Origin of the sequence: Janibacter indicus, from assembly GCF_900176385.1 — a bacterium.
GTDB lineage: Bacteria > Actinomycetota > Actinomycetes > Actinomycetales > Dermatophilaceae > Janibacter > Janibacter indicus.
On the sequence record NZ_FWXN01000005.1, the window covers coordinates 1 to 16,236 of the forward strand.

The following is a 16,236-nucleotide window of genomic DNA, read 5'->3' on the forward strand; positions in this document are numbered from 1 at the left end:
TGTCGGATGCGGCTTCACCAACATGGACAACTACCGAAGGCGCATCATGGTCCACATCGCCCTCACCCGAGGGCAGAGACCAGCAGCATGAAATCAGCACACGCCCCGCTCAAATGCGGAGAGCCCGTAACTCCCGCCCATGGTTGATAACGTTGGCTCATGACCCCGCCCTCCGCGCAGACTGATGAAAACTCGGCCTTCATTCAACCGGACGTTCGAGTGCGCGGCGCCCGCGAGCACAACCTCAAAAACATCGACCTGTCAATACCGCGTGATGCCATGGTGGTGTTCACCGGCGTCTCTGGCTCGGGCAAGTCCTCGCTGGCCTTCGGCACGCTATATGCGGAGTCCCAGCGACGTTACTTGGAATCGGTTGCACCGTATGCCAGGCGCCTCATCGACCAGGCGGGAGTCCCCGAGGTGGACTCCATCACCGGAATGCCGCCCGCCGTGGCATTGCAGCAACAACACGGCGGGCGCAGCACCCGGTCAACGGTCGGAAGCATCACGACGCTCTCCAGCCTGGTTCGCATGCTGTACTCCCGCGCGGGTACATATCCGGATGGGCAGCCGATGCTCTATGCAGAGGACTTTTCGACCAATACTGTCGAGGGCGCTTGCCCGGAATGCCACGGAATCGGTCGGGTCTACGACGTGCCAGAGGACACGATGGTCCCCGATCCGACACTGACGATCCGAGAGCGCGCCATCGCCTCGTACCCCACGGCGTGGCATGGGCACCAACTGAGAGATGTCCTCGTCGGGCTTGGTTACGACGTCGACGTGCCGTGGAAGGACCTCCCGAAGAAAGACCGCGACTGGATCCTCTACACGGATGAAACGCCTTACGTTCCCGTTTACTCACGACTCACCCTTGCTGAAGCGCGTGAAGCCATGGACGCCGGAGTCGAGCCAAGCTATTCCGGAACCTTCGTAGGAGCGCGTCGCTATGTGCTTGACACATTCGCGAATACGAAGAGCAAATCGATGAAACGCCGTGTTGCTCAGTTCCTCACGTCGGTCCCGTGTCCCGCATGCCATGGCAAACGTTTGAAGCCGGAAGCGCTATCGGTGACTTTTGAGCAGCTCGACATCGCCGACTTCTCACAGCTGCCCTTGCATGAAGTCTTGTCTGTCATCGAAGCCGCAGTCGTCGCGGCGGAAAGCGCAACTGACGGTGCCGGTGACGAGTCTCGCTCGTCGGGTGAGGCCCTGGACGAAGCCCCGCGTCGCGAAGCACACGAAGAGCGCGTGGCAGCCGGAGGGTCAGCCCATTCCGCGGCTTCTGATGTCCGCCGAACCCAGAACCAATCGGTCGAAAAGCTGGCCGCAACCGTCCGCTTGGGGACCGGACTCGTCGATCGGATCCGTCCGATCATCGATCTCGGCCTGGGCTACCTGTCGTTGGATCGCACGTCCCCGACCCTTTCCGGCGGAGAACTTCAGCGTCTGCGTTTGGCAACCCAGCTGACTTCCGAACTTTTCGGCGTCGTCTACGTGTTGGACGAACCTTCCGCCGGGCTCCATCCGCAAGATGTCAGTGCGCTGTTGGACGTCCTCCAGGGGCTCAAGAAGCGCGGTAACAGCCTCTTCATCGTCGAGCACTCCGTCGACGTGATGCGGCGTGCGGATTGGCTTGTGGACATCGGGCCCGCCGCAGGTGAACGCGGAGGGCGTGTCATCTACAGCGGCCCGACCGAAGGACTGGCTGACGTCGAGGAATCCGCCACCCGAGACTACCTCTTCGGCGGCAACGGGCTCCCCCTTCATGAGCCAAGGAAGCCACGCGGGTGGTTGCGTCTCGAGAAGATCTCGCGCAACAACCTGCGGAGCATCTCCGTCGAGATCCCGTTGGGTGCACTCACAGCAGTCACAGGTGTGTCGGGGTCAGGCAAATCCAGTCTCGTCAGCCAAGTTCTCCCGACCTTGGTCAGTGAGCATCTCGGACGCCCCATCACAACTGATGAGCCAGTGCCCGACGGCGATGACATGCTGCTTTCCGATGTTTCCCAGGAGCTCGAGGGTTCTGTCGCGGGTGACCTCACTGGAGTTCGCCGGGTAGTAACCATCGACCAGAAACCGATCGGACGCACACCTCGGTCGAACGTCGCAACCTACACCGGCATGTTTGACCACGTACGTCGCCGATTCGCCGAGACCCCGGAATCTCGTGCACGCGGCTACAAGCCCGGGAGATTCTCATTCAACGTCGCCGGCGGCCGTTGCCCGACCTGCGAGGGAGAGGGATCAGTCATGGTTGAGCTGCTCTTTCTCCCTTCCGTGTACACGGAATGCCCGGAATGTCATGGCACCCGCTACCAGTCGAGCACTCTCGAGATCCTCTGGCACGGACGCAACATCGCGGAGATCCTCGCTATGAGCGTTGAGGATGCGCACGAATTCTTCGAGGGAGAGGCCGACATCATGCGCTCCCTGACCGCGCTCCTCGATGTCGGACTCGGTTACCTACGTCTCGGCCAACCCGCAACCGAGCTCTCTGGTGGTGAGGCCCAGCGAGTCAAGCTGGCCAGCGAGCTGCAGCGGGCTCAAAGCGGCGACACGCTCTACGTCCTCGATGAACCAACTTCCGGATTGCACTGCGCCGATACCGACCGGCTCGTAGCTCACCTGCAAACACTCGTGGACGCCGGGAACACCGTGGTCATGGTCGAGCTCGACATGCGAGTCATCGCACAGGCCGATCACGTCATCGATCTCGGGCCCGGTGCTGGGGGCGACGGCGGACAGGTCGTCGCGGCCGGCACTCCAGCAGAGGTCGCCGGTTCGTCCACGAGCGCTTCATCACGTTATCTGGCCACTGCGCTCGAAGAGGCTGCTGCCGTCTCGAGGGTGGACACAGTCGTTGCCTGAGGCAGTTGCGCGTGTGATGACATCTCGCTCCGGTCTGTCCATGCTCGCGGCACCGCACGTCCTGCACCTCGCGTGCCGATCGCGCTGACCGGCGACACGCGGGGAACGACGACGAGCGACGCCTATCTCGTATATGGGTTACCGTGGTTGGTATGTCTGATGACTACCTCGCCCGAATCGGCACGACGATCAAGGAGGCGCGTCACCGCGCTGGCCTGTCCCAAGCCGACCTCGCCACCAAGCTCGAGACGAGCCAGAGCGCCGTCGCGCGCATCGAGGCCGGGGGGCAGAACCTCACCCTCGACAGCCTCGCGCGGATCAGCGAAGCGCTCGACACCGAGCTCGTCGCCCTCACGCGTACCTCGAGCGGCGGCGCCGTGCACCTGAAGATCGAAGGCGGCCGTCGGCTGTCCGGCGCCATCGACGTCAAGACGAGCAAGAACGCCGCCGTTGCGCTGCTGTGCGCCTCGCTGCTCAACAAGGGGACGACCACCCTGCGCAACCTCGCCCGCATCGAGGAGGTCAACCGGATCCTCGAGGTCCTCGACTCCATCGGCGTCAAGACGCGCTGGCTGCCCGGCAGCTCCGACCTGGAGATCATCTCCCCGGAGCGGATCAACCTCGACGCCATGGACGAGGAGGCCGCGCGACGCACCCGCACGGTCATCATGTTCCTCGGCCCCCTGCTCCACGAGTTCGACAGCTTCCGCCTGCCCTACGCAGGTGGCTGCGACCTCGGCACGCGCACCGTCGAGCCGCACATGACCTCGCTGACCCACTTCGGCCTCGACGTCGAAGCGACCCACGGCTGGTACGAGGCCAAGGTCGTCGGGCAGGGCAGCCAGGACAAAACCTTCGTCCTCACCGAGCGCGGCGACACCGTCACGGAGAATGCGCTCATGGCGGCCGCCCGTCACCCGGGCCGCACGACGATCCGCAATGCCTCGCCCAACTACATGGTCCAGGACCTGTGCTTCTTCCTCGAGAAGCTCGGCGTCCGCGTCGAGGGCATCGGCACGACCACACTCGTGGTCACCGGCGTGAGCGAGATCGACGTCGACGTCGAGTACTCGCCGAGCGAGGACCCGATCGAGGCGATGAGCCTGATCGCGGCCGCCGTGGTCACCAAGTCGGAGATCACCATTTGCCGCTCCCCCATCGAGTTCCTCGAGATCGAGCTGGCGACGCTCACCGGCATGGGCATGCAGTACTCCCTCTCGGAGGAGTACCTCGCCCACAACGGCCGCACCCGCTTGGTCGACATCACGACCCATCCCGGGCCGCTCAAGGCATCGATCGACAAGATCCACCCGATGCCCTTCCCGGGCCTCAACATCGACAACCTGCCCTTCTTTGCGCTCATCGCCAGCTGCGCCGAAGGCACGACGACGATCCACGACTGGGTCTACGACAACCGCGCGATCTATCTCACCGAACTCAACAAAATCGGTGGCCGGGTCACGCTCATGGACCCCCACCGCGTGCTCGTCGAGGGCCCGGTTCGCTGGCGCGCCAACGAGGTCACCTGCCCGCCCGCGCTGCGCCCAGGAGTCGTCGTCCTGCTGGCAATGCTCGCCGCCCCGGGCACGTCCTACCTGCGCAACGTCTACGTCATCAACCGTGGTTACGAGGACCTCGCGGAACGGCTCAACGCACTGGGCGCCAGTGTGCAGCCCTTCCGCGACATCGGCTGACACCCCCGCGGACGACGGTCCACGACGAAGGGGAGGCCCCACCGGGTGATCCGGTGGGGCCTCCCTTCGTGACGGCGCCGGCACGCTTCTCAGGGCGGCGCCTTCGTCACAGGGCCTGCGTCAGAAGCTGCCGAAGAGCGACCCCAGGACGATGATCGTGACCAACGCCAGGACCGGGACCGCGATGGCGACGACCGCGATGTCCTTGTAGGACTGGCGGTGGCTCAGGCCGCAGATGGCGAGCAGCGTGATGACGGCGCCGTTGTGCGGCAGGGCGTCGAAGCCACCCGAGGAGATCGCCGTGACGCGGTGGACGAGCTCGAGCGAGATGCCCTGCTCGACCGCCATCGTCTTGAACTGGTCGCCCAGGGCCTCGAGCGCGATGCTCATGCCGCCGGAGGCCGAACCGGTGATGCCGGCGAGGACGTTGACCGACAGGGCCAGCGAGATGAGCGGGTTGCCCGAGACGCCCAGGACGGCGTCCTTGATCGTCGTGAAGGCCGCGAGCGAGCTGATGACCGCCCCGTAGCCGACCTCGGAGGCGGTGTTGAAGATCGGCAGCAGCGAGCCCATCGTGCCCTCGTTGACCGCACCCTTGATGGCGTGAGTCAACCGGTGGCGGTCATGCCGTGGCGTGGGTTGTCGCACCACACTTGCCCTCAACTCATGGCTGACGACGACAACATGCCTCAATAGCGGTCATAGATCTCGCGCTGGATGAGCGGCGCCAGCGAATTGGCATAGGTGCGTGTCAGGTGGTTGTTGTCCCTGTACACCAACGTCCTGCCCGGGAGCGGCGAGCAGGTCCGCTTCCCGCAGAAGGCATCGTCGATCCGCAGCAGGCGTACTCCGTCGAGACCCTTCAGGGCCTGGGGTTCGGGGCGCGGGATCGAGGACCTGCCGAAGGCGCACTTCCGCGCGTCCTTGGTCTTGAGCAGGCAGTCCGGGATCTGCTGCGGAGCCTTGGGCCAGTCCTGGATAACGACGACGGGGATGTCTCGCGAGGTGAAGTACTCGATGCTCTTGCGGTACCCCGCGATGATCCGCGGACGCGAGGTCCTGGCGTCCAGTCGCTCCCCGGTCGACGGATCGATGACCTCCTTCGCGTCGTTCATCGAGCTGGTGAGGACGACGACGTCGGGGTCGGCCGCAACGGCGCGCTCGAAGACCGCGGCCTTCCACTCCTCGCACGGGGTGTTGCGGGTCCGGCGTCCGGCGTCGTAGTAGGGCACATCGGGTATGGGGCAGGCCGGCTTGGACCAGATGTTCAGCCGCCACCCGGCCCGCTGTGCGGCAGGGTCGAGGGCATGCACGATCGAGCCCGCGTGGCTGTCCCCGAGCAGCACGACACGCTTGTCGCCGTGCGGGTCGCCGCGCAGGCACTCATCGTTGGTCGTGTCGTCGAAGGCCACCGCTGTGCAGCCCGGGGCCCGTGGGTCATCGCGCAGGTCGAAGAGCGGGTCGACGAGCACCCGGCCGAGGTCGACCTCCTCCCCGTCGGCGTTGAGGACCTTGGTCTCGGACGGCGCCACGCGCGGGGCGCCCACGGCGACCGCGGACGACCCGACGACGAGAGCCAGACCGAGGGCGATGGATGTGCGGGCGCTGCGAGCCAGTCGAGGCAGGGAGCGCAGCGGCGTCTCCAGCCAGACGTAGGAGGCCCACGCCGCGACCACGGCCACGGCCACGAGTGCGCTGCGGACGGTCCAGCCGGCGGGGTCGAGGTAGGCGGCACCGATGATCAGGACGGGGAAGTGCCACAGGTAGAGCGAGTAGGACAGGTCACCCAGCCACTGCAGCGGTCGCAGCGCGAGGACCGGCCCGAGGAGGTGGCTCCCTCCGGTGCCGGCGGCGACGAGTGCGCCTGCCCCGAGAGTCGGCACCAGGGCCGCGGTCCCCGGGTAGCTCGATGATCCACCCGTCTCCTCGAGGGAGAGCACCGCCCACGCGAAGGCTGCCAGCCCGGTGACGGCGAGCAGGTGGCGAACGATGCCGGGCAACCGGCGCACGAGCGGCACTCCTGACGCCAGCAGTGCGCCCACCGCCAGCTGCCACGCCCGGCTGAAGGTCCCGAAGTAGGCGAGGGGTTGGTTGTCACCCGTCAGCCGGATCGAGTAGAGACACGAGGCCACGACGACCACCGCGGCCACGGCGCCGAAGACCCACCGGATGCCCTCCCCCGGGTCGCGCTGCGGTGCGACTCGCCTGACCAGTGAGGCCCCGGCCACGCCGCATGCGACGGCGAGGAAGGGCCAGATGACGTAGAACTGCTCCTCCACGGCCAGCGACCAGAAGTGCTGCACGGGACTGACGGCACGATCGGCGGCGAAGTAGTCGGTCCCTTGGTCGGCGAAGCGCCAGTTTGCCGCGAAGAGCGCCGACCAGACGATGTCGACGGACACCGGCCGGCGCTGGGCGGCTGGCAGGAGGAAGGCCGAGGCGATGGCCGTCACCACCAGCACGAGGGCCGAGGCGGGCAGGAGCCGCCGGACGCGGCGCGCCCAGAAGTTCGGCAGGGAGACCCGCCCGTGGCGCTGCCACTCCCGGATGAGCAGCTCGGTGATGAGGAAGCCGGAGAGGACGAAGAAGAGGTCGACCCCGACGAACCCACCGCCCAGCCAGGACACCCCTGCGTGCGCCAGAACGACCGCGGCGACGGCAAGCGCCCGCAGCCCCTGGATGTCCGTCCGGTGGTGCGAGCCGGCGGTCGACAGACCTGCAGTCCGCGGGGCCTTCAGGTCGTTGCGCTTCACCGCTCGTGCTCTCGGTCAGTTGTCGGGTCGTGTGCATGCTGGCACAGCAACGCCGATGCGTACCGGAGCCACTCCGCACCACGTCGAAGGGAAGGTTCGCCCCCTTCGCCTCGTGCTCGGGTCAGGGGTGCGCGCGCAGCCGCTCGACGATCGGCTCGGGGGTCAGGCCGACGCTCTCGAGCACCTGGGCCCGTGAAGCGTGGTCGATGAACTCCTTGGGCAGGCCGAAGCGGTGCACCGGCGCGGCGACCCCCGCCTCGTCGAGGACCCGGGAGACCTCGGCACCGACGCCACCGGAGACGTTGTTGTCCTCGATGACCGCGACCCGACCGGACCGACGGGCGAGGTCGACGAGCGCCGCCGGCACCGGGAGCACCCAGCGCGGGTCGACGACGAGAGCCGAGTGGCCCTCTGCCGCAAGCTTTTCGGCGACGGTCGTGGCGGTGCCGGCCATGGAGCCCACGGCGACGAGGAGGATCTCGGGGTCGACCTCCGGGTCGCCGGCGAGCACGTCGAGCCCGTCGACGACGGCACGCGCCTCGATCGGGTCGGCGACGCTGCCCTTGGGGAAGCGGATGAGCGTCGGGCCGTCCTCGACGTCGACGGCCTCACGCAGCGCCACCCGGATCTGGTGGCCGTCGCGGGGGGCCGCGAGGCGCAGCCCGGGCACGAGGGAAGCGAGCGACATGTCCCACATGCCGTGGTGGCTCGCCCCGTCGGGGCCGGTGACCCCGGAGCGGTCGAGGACGAAGGTCACCCCGGCCTTGTGCATGGCGCAGTCCATGAGCAGCTGGTCGAAGGCGCGATTCAAGAAGGTCGCGTAGATCGCGACGACCGGGTGCATCCCGGCGAAGGCCAGGCCCGCGGCCATGGTCGTCGCGTGCTGCTCGGCGATGCCGACGTCGAAGATCCGGTCGGGGTGGGCCTGGGCGAAGGGCTGCAGGCCCACGGGCATCATCATCGCGGCGGTGATCGCCACGACGTCGGGGCGCTGCGCCCCCAGGGCGAGCATCTCGTCGCCGAACTCGTCGGTCCACGAACGACCCGCGATCTCCAGCGGCAGCCCGGTCTCGGGGTTGATCTTGCCGACGGCGTGGAACTGGTCGGCCTCGTCGCCGACCGCGTGCTCGTAGCCGCGCCCCTTCTGCGTGATGACGTGCACGAGGACCGGCCCGCCGAAGGCCTTGGCGCGGCGCAGCGCCTGCTCGACGCTCGCCTCGTCGTGCCCGTCGACGGGGCCGAGGTACTTGATGCCGAGGTCCTCGAACATCCCCTGCGGGGCCCAGAAGTCCTTGGCACCCTTCTTCATCGAGTGGAAGGCCTGGTAGGCGGCCCGCCCGACGACCGGCGTGCGGTTGAGCTTGTCCTTGCCCCAGTCGAGCACCTGCTCGTACTGACGGTTGGTGCGCAGCATCGCGAGGTGGTCGGCGAGCCCGCCGATCGTCGGCGCGTAGGAGCGCTCGTTGTCGTTGACGACGATGACCAGCGGCAGGTCCTTGTCGGCGGCGATGTTGTTGAGCGCCTCCCAGGCCATGCCGCCGGTGAGCGCTCCGTCGCCGATGACGGCGACGGCGTGACGCTCCTCGCCGCGCAGCCGGTAGCCCTTGGCGATGCCCTCGGCCCACGACAGCGACGTCGACGCGTGGCTGTTCTCCACGACGTCATGCTCGGACTCGGCGCGGCTCGGGTAGCCCGACAGGCCGCCGCGGGTGCGCAGCGCGCTGAAGTCCTGACGCCCGGTGAGCAGCTTGTGCACGTAGGACTGGTGACCGGTGTCGAAGACGACCGTGTCGTCGGGCGAGTCGAAGACCCGGTGCAGGGCGATGGTCAGCTCGACGACCCCGAGGTTGGGCCCGAGGTGCCCGCCACTGCGGGAGACCTCGGCGACGAGGAAGCTGCGGATCTCCTGCGCGAGGGTGTCGAGCAGCTCCTCCGGGAGCCGCTTGAGGTCGGCGGGAGAGGTGATCGTCTCGAGGACTGCCACGCTGGGCTTCCTTCCGGTGTCGGGGACCGCCCGAGTCTACGTCTCGCAGGCTGGGTAGTGGCTGTGACCTGCCCAGCCTGTCACCGCATCGGACGAAGGGGGTCACAACCGGTCGACGAAGACGCTCCCGTCGAGTGCCTCCCGGATGAGCAGGATGCTCCGCTGCGCCGAGCGCAGCCGCAGCCCCTCGTGCTCGAGGCAGACGAGCAGTGCGTCGACGGTCCCCTCGGGCAGGGCCTCGGCGAGGTCGACCCGCACCGTGCGATAGGCCTGCCGCATCGCCTCGACCTGGGCGGCGACGTGCTGCTCGGCGAGCCAGGCCAGTGCCGCCGGGTGCCGCCTCAGGACCGCGTGCCCGCGGTAGTCCGGCGGGCACAGGTCGAGCAGCCACGAGACCGCAGCCGGCTGCCACCCGCGCACCCCGGGCGGCGGGACCCGGTCCGGCCAGCCCGGCGGTCCCCCCTTCGCCCCGGCCGCGGCCGTGCGCGCACCCGGCGACCCGGGCAGCGCCGTGCGCACCGGCGGACGCGCGGACTGATCGAACACGTGTTCGAGTGTACGTCGTCGAGGTGACGACGCACCACCCTGCGCATTGCCCGACGGCAATGCAGGAAGACCGGACGGCACGACGAAGGGGGTGGCCACCCGTAGGTGCGGCCACCCCCTTCAGCGGTGCGTCGGAGATCAGCCGACGAGCGAACGCAGCACGTACTGCAGGATGCCGCCGTTGCGGTAGTAGTCCGCCTCACCGGGCGTGTCGATGCGCACGACCGCGTCGAACTCCACGGTCTCCCCGCCGTCCTTGGTGGCCGTCACCTTGACCGTCTTGGGCGTCGAGCCGTTGTTGAGCTCGGTGATGCCCGCGATGTCGAAGGTCTCGGTGCCGTCCAGGCCGAGGGAGTCGGCGCTCTGCCCCTCGGGGAACTGGAGCGGGATGACGCCCATGCCGATGAGGTTGGAGCGGTGGATGCGCTCGTAGGACTGGGCGATGACGGCGCGGACGCCGAGCAGGCGCGTGCCCTTGGCCGCCCAGTCACGCGACGAGCCCGAGCCGTACTCCTTGCCCGCGAGGACGACGAGCGGGACGCCGGCCTCGATGTACTTCTCCGAGGCCTCGAAGATCGTCGTCTGCCCGCCGTCGCCGAGGAAGTCGCGGGTGAAGCCACCCTCGACGCCGTCGAGCAGCTGGTTCTTCAGGCGGATGTTGGCGAAGGTGCCGCGGATCATGACCTCGTGGTTGCCGCGGCGCGAGCCGTAGGAGTTGAAGTCCTTGCGCTCGACGCCGTGCTCGGCGAGGTAGACGCCCGCCGGGCTGTCGGCCTTGATCGCACCGGCCGGGCTGATGTGGTCGGTCGTGACCGAGTCACCGAGCTTGGCCAGGACGCGCGCACCGGAGATGTCCTCGACGGCGTCGAGGTCCATCTTCATGCCCTCGAAGTACGGGGGCTTGCGCACGTAGGTCGACTCGTCGGCCCACTCGAAGGTGTTGCCCTCGGGGGTCTCGAGCGAGGTCCAGCGCTCGTCACCGGCGAAGACGTCCGCGTACTTCTCGGTGAACATCTCCTGCGTGACCGCGGTGTCGATCGTGCTCTGGACGTCGGCCGGGTTGGGCCAGATGTCCTTGAGGAAGACGTCGTTGCCGTCGGCGTCCTGGCCGAGGGCCTCGGTCTCGAAGTCGAAGTCCATCGTGCCGGCGAGCGCGTAGGCGATGACCAGCGGCGGCGACGCGAGGTAGTTCATCTTCACGTCGGGGTTGATGCGCCCCTCGAAGTTGCGGTTGCCGGAGAGCACCGACGTGACGGCGAGGTCGTTGGCGTTGACCGCCTGCGAGACCTCCTCGATGATCGGGCCCGAGTTGCCGATGCAGGTCGTGCAGCCGTAGCCGACGAGGTGGTAGCCGAGCTTCTCGAGGTAGGGCCACATGCCGGCCTTCTCGTAGTACTCCGTGACGACCTTGGAGCCGGGCGCCATCGACGTCTTGACCCAGGGCTTGACCTGCAGGCCGCGCTCGACGGCGTTCTTGGCGAGCATCGCGGCGGCCATCATGACCGACGGGTTGGACGTGTTGGTGCAGCTGGTGATCGAGGCGATGACGACGTGGCCGTGGTCGATCTCGACCTCGGCACCGTCGATGACGGCCTTGGCCGGGTTGGAGGCCCGGTCACCGTCGGCGCGCGGCTCGGAGTGCGACGGCCGACCGGCGCTCTCGGACGCCTCGAGCGCTTCGTGGCTCGGGGCGTCGGAGGCCGGGAAGGTGCCGGCGAGCTCGGTGTCGACCGAGGACTTCTCGATGCCGTTGCCGTCGACGACGTAGTTCTTCAGGTCGCCGCGGAACTGCTCCTTGGCCTTGCTGACCTCGATGCGGTCCTGCGGGCGCTTCGGGCCGGCGATCGAGGGGACGACCGTCGACAGGTCGAGCTCGAGGTACTCGGAGAAGCGGGGCTCGACGGCCGGGTCGAGCCACATGCCCTGCGTCTTGGCGTAGGCCTCGACGAGCGCGACCTGCTGCTCGGAGCGGCCGGTGAGGCGCAGGTAGTCGAGGGTGACGTCGTCGATGGGGAACATCGCGGCGGTCGAGCCGAACTCGGGGCTCATGTTGCCGATGGTGGCGCGGTTGGCCAGCGGCACCTGGGCGACACCCTCGCCGTAGAACTCGACGAACTTGCCGACGACGCCGTGGTCGCGCAGCATCTCGGTGATCGTCAGGACGACGTCGGTCGCGGTGGCGCCGGCCGGGATCGAGCCGGAGAGCTTGAAGCCGACGACGCGCGGGATGAGCATGGAGACGGGCTGGCCGAGCATGGCCGCCTCGGCCTCGATGCCGCCGACGCCCCAGCCCAGGACGCCCAGGCCGTTTTCCATCGTCGTGTGCGAGTCGGTGCCGACGCAGGTGTCGGGGTAGGCGACGCCGTCGCGGGTCATCGTGACGCGGGCCAGGTGCTCGATGTTGACCTGGTGGACGATGCCGGTGCCCGGGGGGACGACCTTGAAGTCGTCGAAGGCCGTCTGGCCCCAGCGCAGGAACTGGTAGCGCTCGTTGTTGCGCTCGTACTCGAAGTCGACGTTGCGGGCGAAGGCGTCCGCGGTGCCGAAGGCGTCGATCTGGACCGAGTGGTCGATGACCAGCTCGGCGGGCGCGAGCGGGTTGATCTTCGTCGGGTCGCCCCCGAGCTCGGCGACGGCCTCGCGCATGGTGGCCAGGTCGACGACGCACGGCACGCCGGTGAAGTCCTGCATGATCACGCGGGCGGGCGTGAACTGGATCTCGGTGTCAGGCTGGGCGTTCTCGTCCCAGGAGCCGAGCGCGTTGATGTGGTCGGCGGTGACGTTCTCGCCGTCCTCGGTGCGCAGCTGGTTCTCCAGCAGGACCTTGAGGCTGTAGGGCAGGTTCTTCGAGCCCTCGACCTTGTCGATCCGGTAGATCTCGTAGGACTCGTCACCGACGGTGAGCGTGTCCTTGGCGTTGAAGGTGTTCGAGCTGGCCACAGTCGACTCCTCTGTCGTGGTTATCTTGACGTCAAGATAAAACTATCACAGCGCCCGCGGACGCGAACCCACGGGCACGCTCACCGTCACTCTTCCCCACGGCCCCCTCCCCTGTCACGGGGTGGGCGGCGCCCCCTTCGCCTCGAAGGTCGCCACGCACTCGACGTGGTGGGTCATCGGGAAGGCATCGAAGGCTCGCAGGTCGGCCATCTCGTAGCCGAGCTCCGCGAGGTAGGCCGTGTCGCGCCCCAGCGCCGCCGGGTCGCAGGCCACGTAGACGAGGCGCCGCGGGCGAAGGGAGATCAGCGCCTCGACCACCTGGCGGCCGGCCCCGGTGCGCGGCGGGTCGAGGACGACGACATCGGCGCTCGGCGGCAGCAGGTCGGAGCGCGCCGGGCGGCGCGGCCCCCGGCGACGCCCCTTGCGGGGCACGCCGAGCAGGTCGTCGACCCGACCCGGGACGACGAGCGCCCACGGCTGGCCGGCGAGGTTGTCGCGCAGGTGCTCCGTCGCCCGACGGTCGGACTCGACCGCGATGAGCTGTCCCTGCGGACCGACCGCCTCGGCGAGCGGCAGGGACAGCAGGCCGACGCCGCTGTAGAGGTCGAGGACCCGCTCCCCCGGGCGCACGTCGGCCGCGTCGAGGACGGCGGCGACGAAGCTGCGGGGAGCATCGCGGTGCACCTGCCAGAAGCCACGCGCGTCGACGTGCAGCGCGCGCTCCCCCGCCGGCGTCACGACGGTCTCGGTCAGGGTGATCGGTGGCGTCGGCGCGTCCTGCGGGACCTCGACGACGACGGTGTCCGCCTCGCCGGAGGGCACGACGACATCGAGCGCGCCGATGCCCTCGAGTGCGGCCGGGGCGCCGCCGGTCTCGGCGAGGGTGTCGGCGAGCGCCGTGTCGATCTCGGCCACGGCGATCGGGCAGCCGGTCACGGGGACGACGTCGTGGCTGCGGTGGCGCCGCAGCCCGACCCGCTCGTCGGCCACGGCGAACTCGACCCGGGTGCGGTAGCGCAGCCCGTCGTCGTCGGCGAGCGGCTCGACGACGACCTCCCGCTCGACTCCCCCGAGCCGACTCAGCTGCTCGGCGACGACCGTCGCCTTGAGCTCGCGCTGGTGGGCGGTCTCGACGTGCTGGAAGTCGCAGCCGCCGCACCCTCCGGGCCCGGACACCGGGCAGCGGGGCGCGACCCGGTGCGCGGAGGCGTCGAGGACCTCGATGGCATCGGCCCGCAGGAAGCGGTCACCGGGACCCCCTTCGGTGATGCGGGCACGCACCCGCTCACCCGGGAGGCTGTGCCGCACGAAGAGCACCCGCCCCTCGTGACGGGCCACGCAGTGCCCGCCGTGCGCTACGGGGCCCACCTCGACGTCGACCTCGTGCCCCACGGTCAGCTCGTCTGCGCTCGGCCTCGTCATGCTCCACCTCGTCGTACGTCGCCCGCGACCGGGCCGTCCATGCGTTCCTCGGCGCCCTCGGAGCTCGCGAGCTGCCAGGGCACCGAGGACACCATGACACCCGGGGTGAAGAGGAGGCGACTGCGCAGCCGCAGCGCCGACTGGTTGTGCAGGGCCTGCTCCCACCAGTGACCCAGGACGTACTGCGGGATGTAGACGACGACGAGGTCCCGGGGGTTGCCCGAGCGGATCGACTTGACGTAGTCGACGACCGGGCGGGTGATCTCGCGATAGGGCGAGTCCAGGGCCTTGAGCGGGATCGGGATGCCCCGACGGTCCCACTCGCCCTGCAGCGCACGGGTCGCGTCGTGGTCGACCTCGACGGTGATCGCCTCGAGCCGGGAGGGACGGGTCGCGGAGGCATAGGCCAGGGCCCGCAGGGTCGGTCGGTGGATCGTGCTGACGAGGACGATCGCGTGCACGCGCGAAGGGAGCATCTGGTGCTTGGTGTCCCCCTCCGGGACAGCGAGCTCCTGGCTCACGTGCCGGTAGTGCCGACTGATCGCCCCCATGAGGAGGAAGAGCCCGGCCATCGCGGCCATGGCGAACCCTGCCCCGTGGGTGAACTTCGTCAGCACGACGACGACGAGGACGGTCCCGGACATCGCCGCGCCGACGGCGTTGATCGCCCGGCGGCGCATCATCCGCCGCTGCTCCGGGACGTCCTTCTCCACCGCCAAGTGACGGTTCCAGTGCCGGACCATGCCGATCTGGCTCAGCGTGAAGGAGACGAAGACGCCGACGATGTACAGCTGGATGAGCTTGGTCACCTGGGCGTCGTAGATGACGATGAGCAGCGCCGCCGAGGCGGCGAGCAGGATGATGCCGTTGCTGAAGGCGAGCCGGTCGCCACGGGTGTGCAGCTGGCGCGGCAGGTAGCCGTCGCGGGCGAGGATCGAGCCGAGGACGGGGAAGCCGTTGAAGGCCGTGTTGGCCGCGAGCACGAGGATCAGGCCGGTGACGACCGAGACGAGGACGACCCCCGCGGGGAACCCGTCGAAGACCGACATCGCCACCTGGGCCATGACCGTGTGCTGGACGTAGCCGTCGCCGACCGGCACGCCGTCGCGCAGCAGCTGCTGGCCCGGGTCCTCGGCGACCTTGACCCCGGTCCACGTCGCCAGCGCGATCATCGACAGGAGCATCGTCACCGCGATCGCGCCCATGAGGAGCAGGGTCGTCGCCGCATTGGCGCTCTTGGGCTTGCGGAAGGCGGGCACGCCGTTGCTGATCGCCTCGACACCGGTCAGGGCGGCACAGCCGGAGCTGAAGGCCCGCAGGAGCAGGAAGGCCATCGCGAGGGTGCCCAGCTGCTCCATGCCCGGCTCGGGGGCGAGCGTCAGGTCGGCGCTCTCGGCCGGCGGCAGCGTCCCGGCCGTGCGGCGGACCAGCCCGACGAGGGCCATGCCCACGACCGAGAGCATGAAGAGGTAGGTGGGGATGGCGAAGGCCTTGCCGGACTCCCGCACACCGCGCAGGTTCATGCCGGTGAGGGCGGCGATCAGGACGAGCGCCGCGAGGACCTCGTGCCCGCGGATCCACGAGAAGGCCGCCGCGGCGTTCTGCACCCCCGAGGAGATCGACACCGCCACCGTCAGGACGTAGTCGACGAGGAGCGCGCTCGCGACCGTGAGCCCGGCCTTGGGGCCCAGGTTGGTGCTCGCGACCTCGTAGTCCCCTCCGCCGGAGGGATAGGCGTGGACGTTCTGCCGGTAGCTGGCGACGACGACGACCATGACGGCGACGACGGCGAGCGCGACCGGCCACGACTGGGTGACCGCGAGGGCACCACCGGCGAGACCGAGCGTCAGCAGGATCTCGTCCGGGGCATAGGCGACCGAGCTGAGCGCATCGCTCGCGAAGACCGGGAGAGCGAGCTTCTTGGGAAGGAGGGTCTCGCCGAGCCGATCGCTGCGCATCGCGCGACCGACGAGGAGACGCTTGATGAGTCGTCCTGATGACACCACGCGAGTGTAGGCCCGCCTCG

General features: G+C 68.7%; 9 protein-coding genes. 2 read left to right on the forward strand and 7 right to left on the reverse strand.

Annotated elements, in window-relative coordinates:
* The first annotated feature begins 159 nt into the window (after positions 1–159).
* Together B9B60_RS06705 and B9B60_RS06710 are read left to right on the forward strand one after the other, a co-directional pair.
* Positions 160–2,871, forward strand: coding sequence for an excinuclease ABC subunit UvrA (locus tag B9B60_RS06705; RefSeq protein ID WP_084450426.1), 2,712 nt, complete (start codon positions 160–162; stop codon positions 2,869–2,871).
* A 152-nt stretch (positions 2,872–3,023) separates the two neighbouring features.
* Positions 3,024–4,565, forward strand: coding sequence for a helix-turn-helix domain-containing protein (locus B9B60_RS06710; protein ID WP_084450427.1), 1,542 nt, complete (start codon positions 3,024–3,026; stop codon positions 4,563–4,565).
* A gap of 120 nt (positions 4,566–4,685) precedes the next feature.
* Here B9B60_RS06710 and B9B60_RS06715 read toward each other — a convergent pair whose 3' ends face one another.
* From B9B60_RS06715 to B9B60_RS06745, 7 genes are all read right to left on the reverse strand, one after another.
* Positions 4,686–5,177, reverse strand: coding sequence for a GntP family permease (locus B9B60_RS06715; protein WP_200811174.1), 492 nt, complete (start codon positions 5,175–5,177; stop codon positions 4,686–4,688).
* A 77-nt stretch (positions 5,178–5,254) separates the two neighbouring features.
* A complete protein-coding gene (locus B9B60_RS06720) occupies positions 5,255–7,318 on the reverse strand; it encodes an acyltransferase family protein (RefSeq protein ID WP_084450428.1) in 2,064 nt (687 codons plus the stop codon).
* Positions 7,319–7,439: 121 nt separating this feature from the next.
* Positions 7,440–9,302, reverse strand: coding sequence for a 1-deoxy-D-xylulose-5-phosphate synthase (dxs, locus tag B9B60_RS06725; protein WP_084450429.1), 1,863 nt, complete (start codon positions 9,300–9,302; stop codon positions 7,440–7,442).
* 102 nt (positions 9,303–9,404) lie between these two features.
* Complete coding sequence (locus B9B60_RS06730; protein WP_084450430.1) at positions 9,405–9,848, reverse strand: hypothetical protein; 444 nt, start codon at positions 9,846–9,848, stop codon at positions 9,405–9,407.
* 138 nt (positions 9,849–9,986) lie between these two features.
* A complete protein-coding gene (locus B9B60_RS06735) occupies positions 9,987–12,788 on the reverse strand; it encodes an aconitate hydratase (RefSeq protein ID WP_084450431.1) in 2,802 nt (933 codons plus the stop codon).
* Between the two features lie 114 nt (positions 12,789–12,902).
* A complete protein-coding gene (locus B9B60_RS06740; RefSeq protein WP_084450432.1) occupies positions 12,903–14,210 on the reverse strand; it encodes a class I SAM-dependent RNA methyltransferase in 1,308 nt (435 codons plus the stop codon).
* Entirely contained in the window at positions 14,207–16,168 is a 1,962-nt protein-coding gene (locus B9B60_RS06745) for an APC family permease (RefSeq protein ID WP_143445496.1), read from the reverse strand. Before B9B60_RS06745 ends, B9B60_RS06740 begins: the two co-directional genes overlap by 4 nt.
* Positions 16,169–16,236: the final 68 nt, after the last annotated feature.

Coding starts and splice junctions, on each gene's coding strand:
- B9B60_RS06705 (WP_084450426.1), top strand. CDS start 160: ATGACCCCGCCCTCCGCGCAGACTGATGAAAACTCGGCCTTCATTCAA.
- B9B60_RS06710 (WP_084450427.1), top strand. CDS start 3,024: ATGTCTGATGACTACCTCGCCCGAATCGGCACGACGATCAAGGAGGCG.
- B9B60_RS06740 (WP_084450432.1), bottom strand. CDS start 14,210: ATGACGAGGCCGAGCGCAGACGAGCTGACCGTGGGGCACGAGGTCGAC.
- B9B60_RS06745 (WP_143445496.1), bottom strand. CDS start 16,168: ATGCGCAGCGATCGGCTCGGCGAGACCCTCCTTCCCAAGAAGCTCGCT.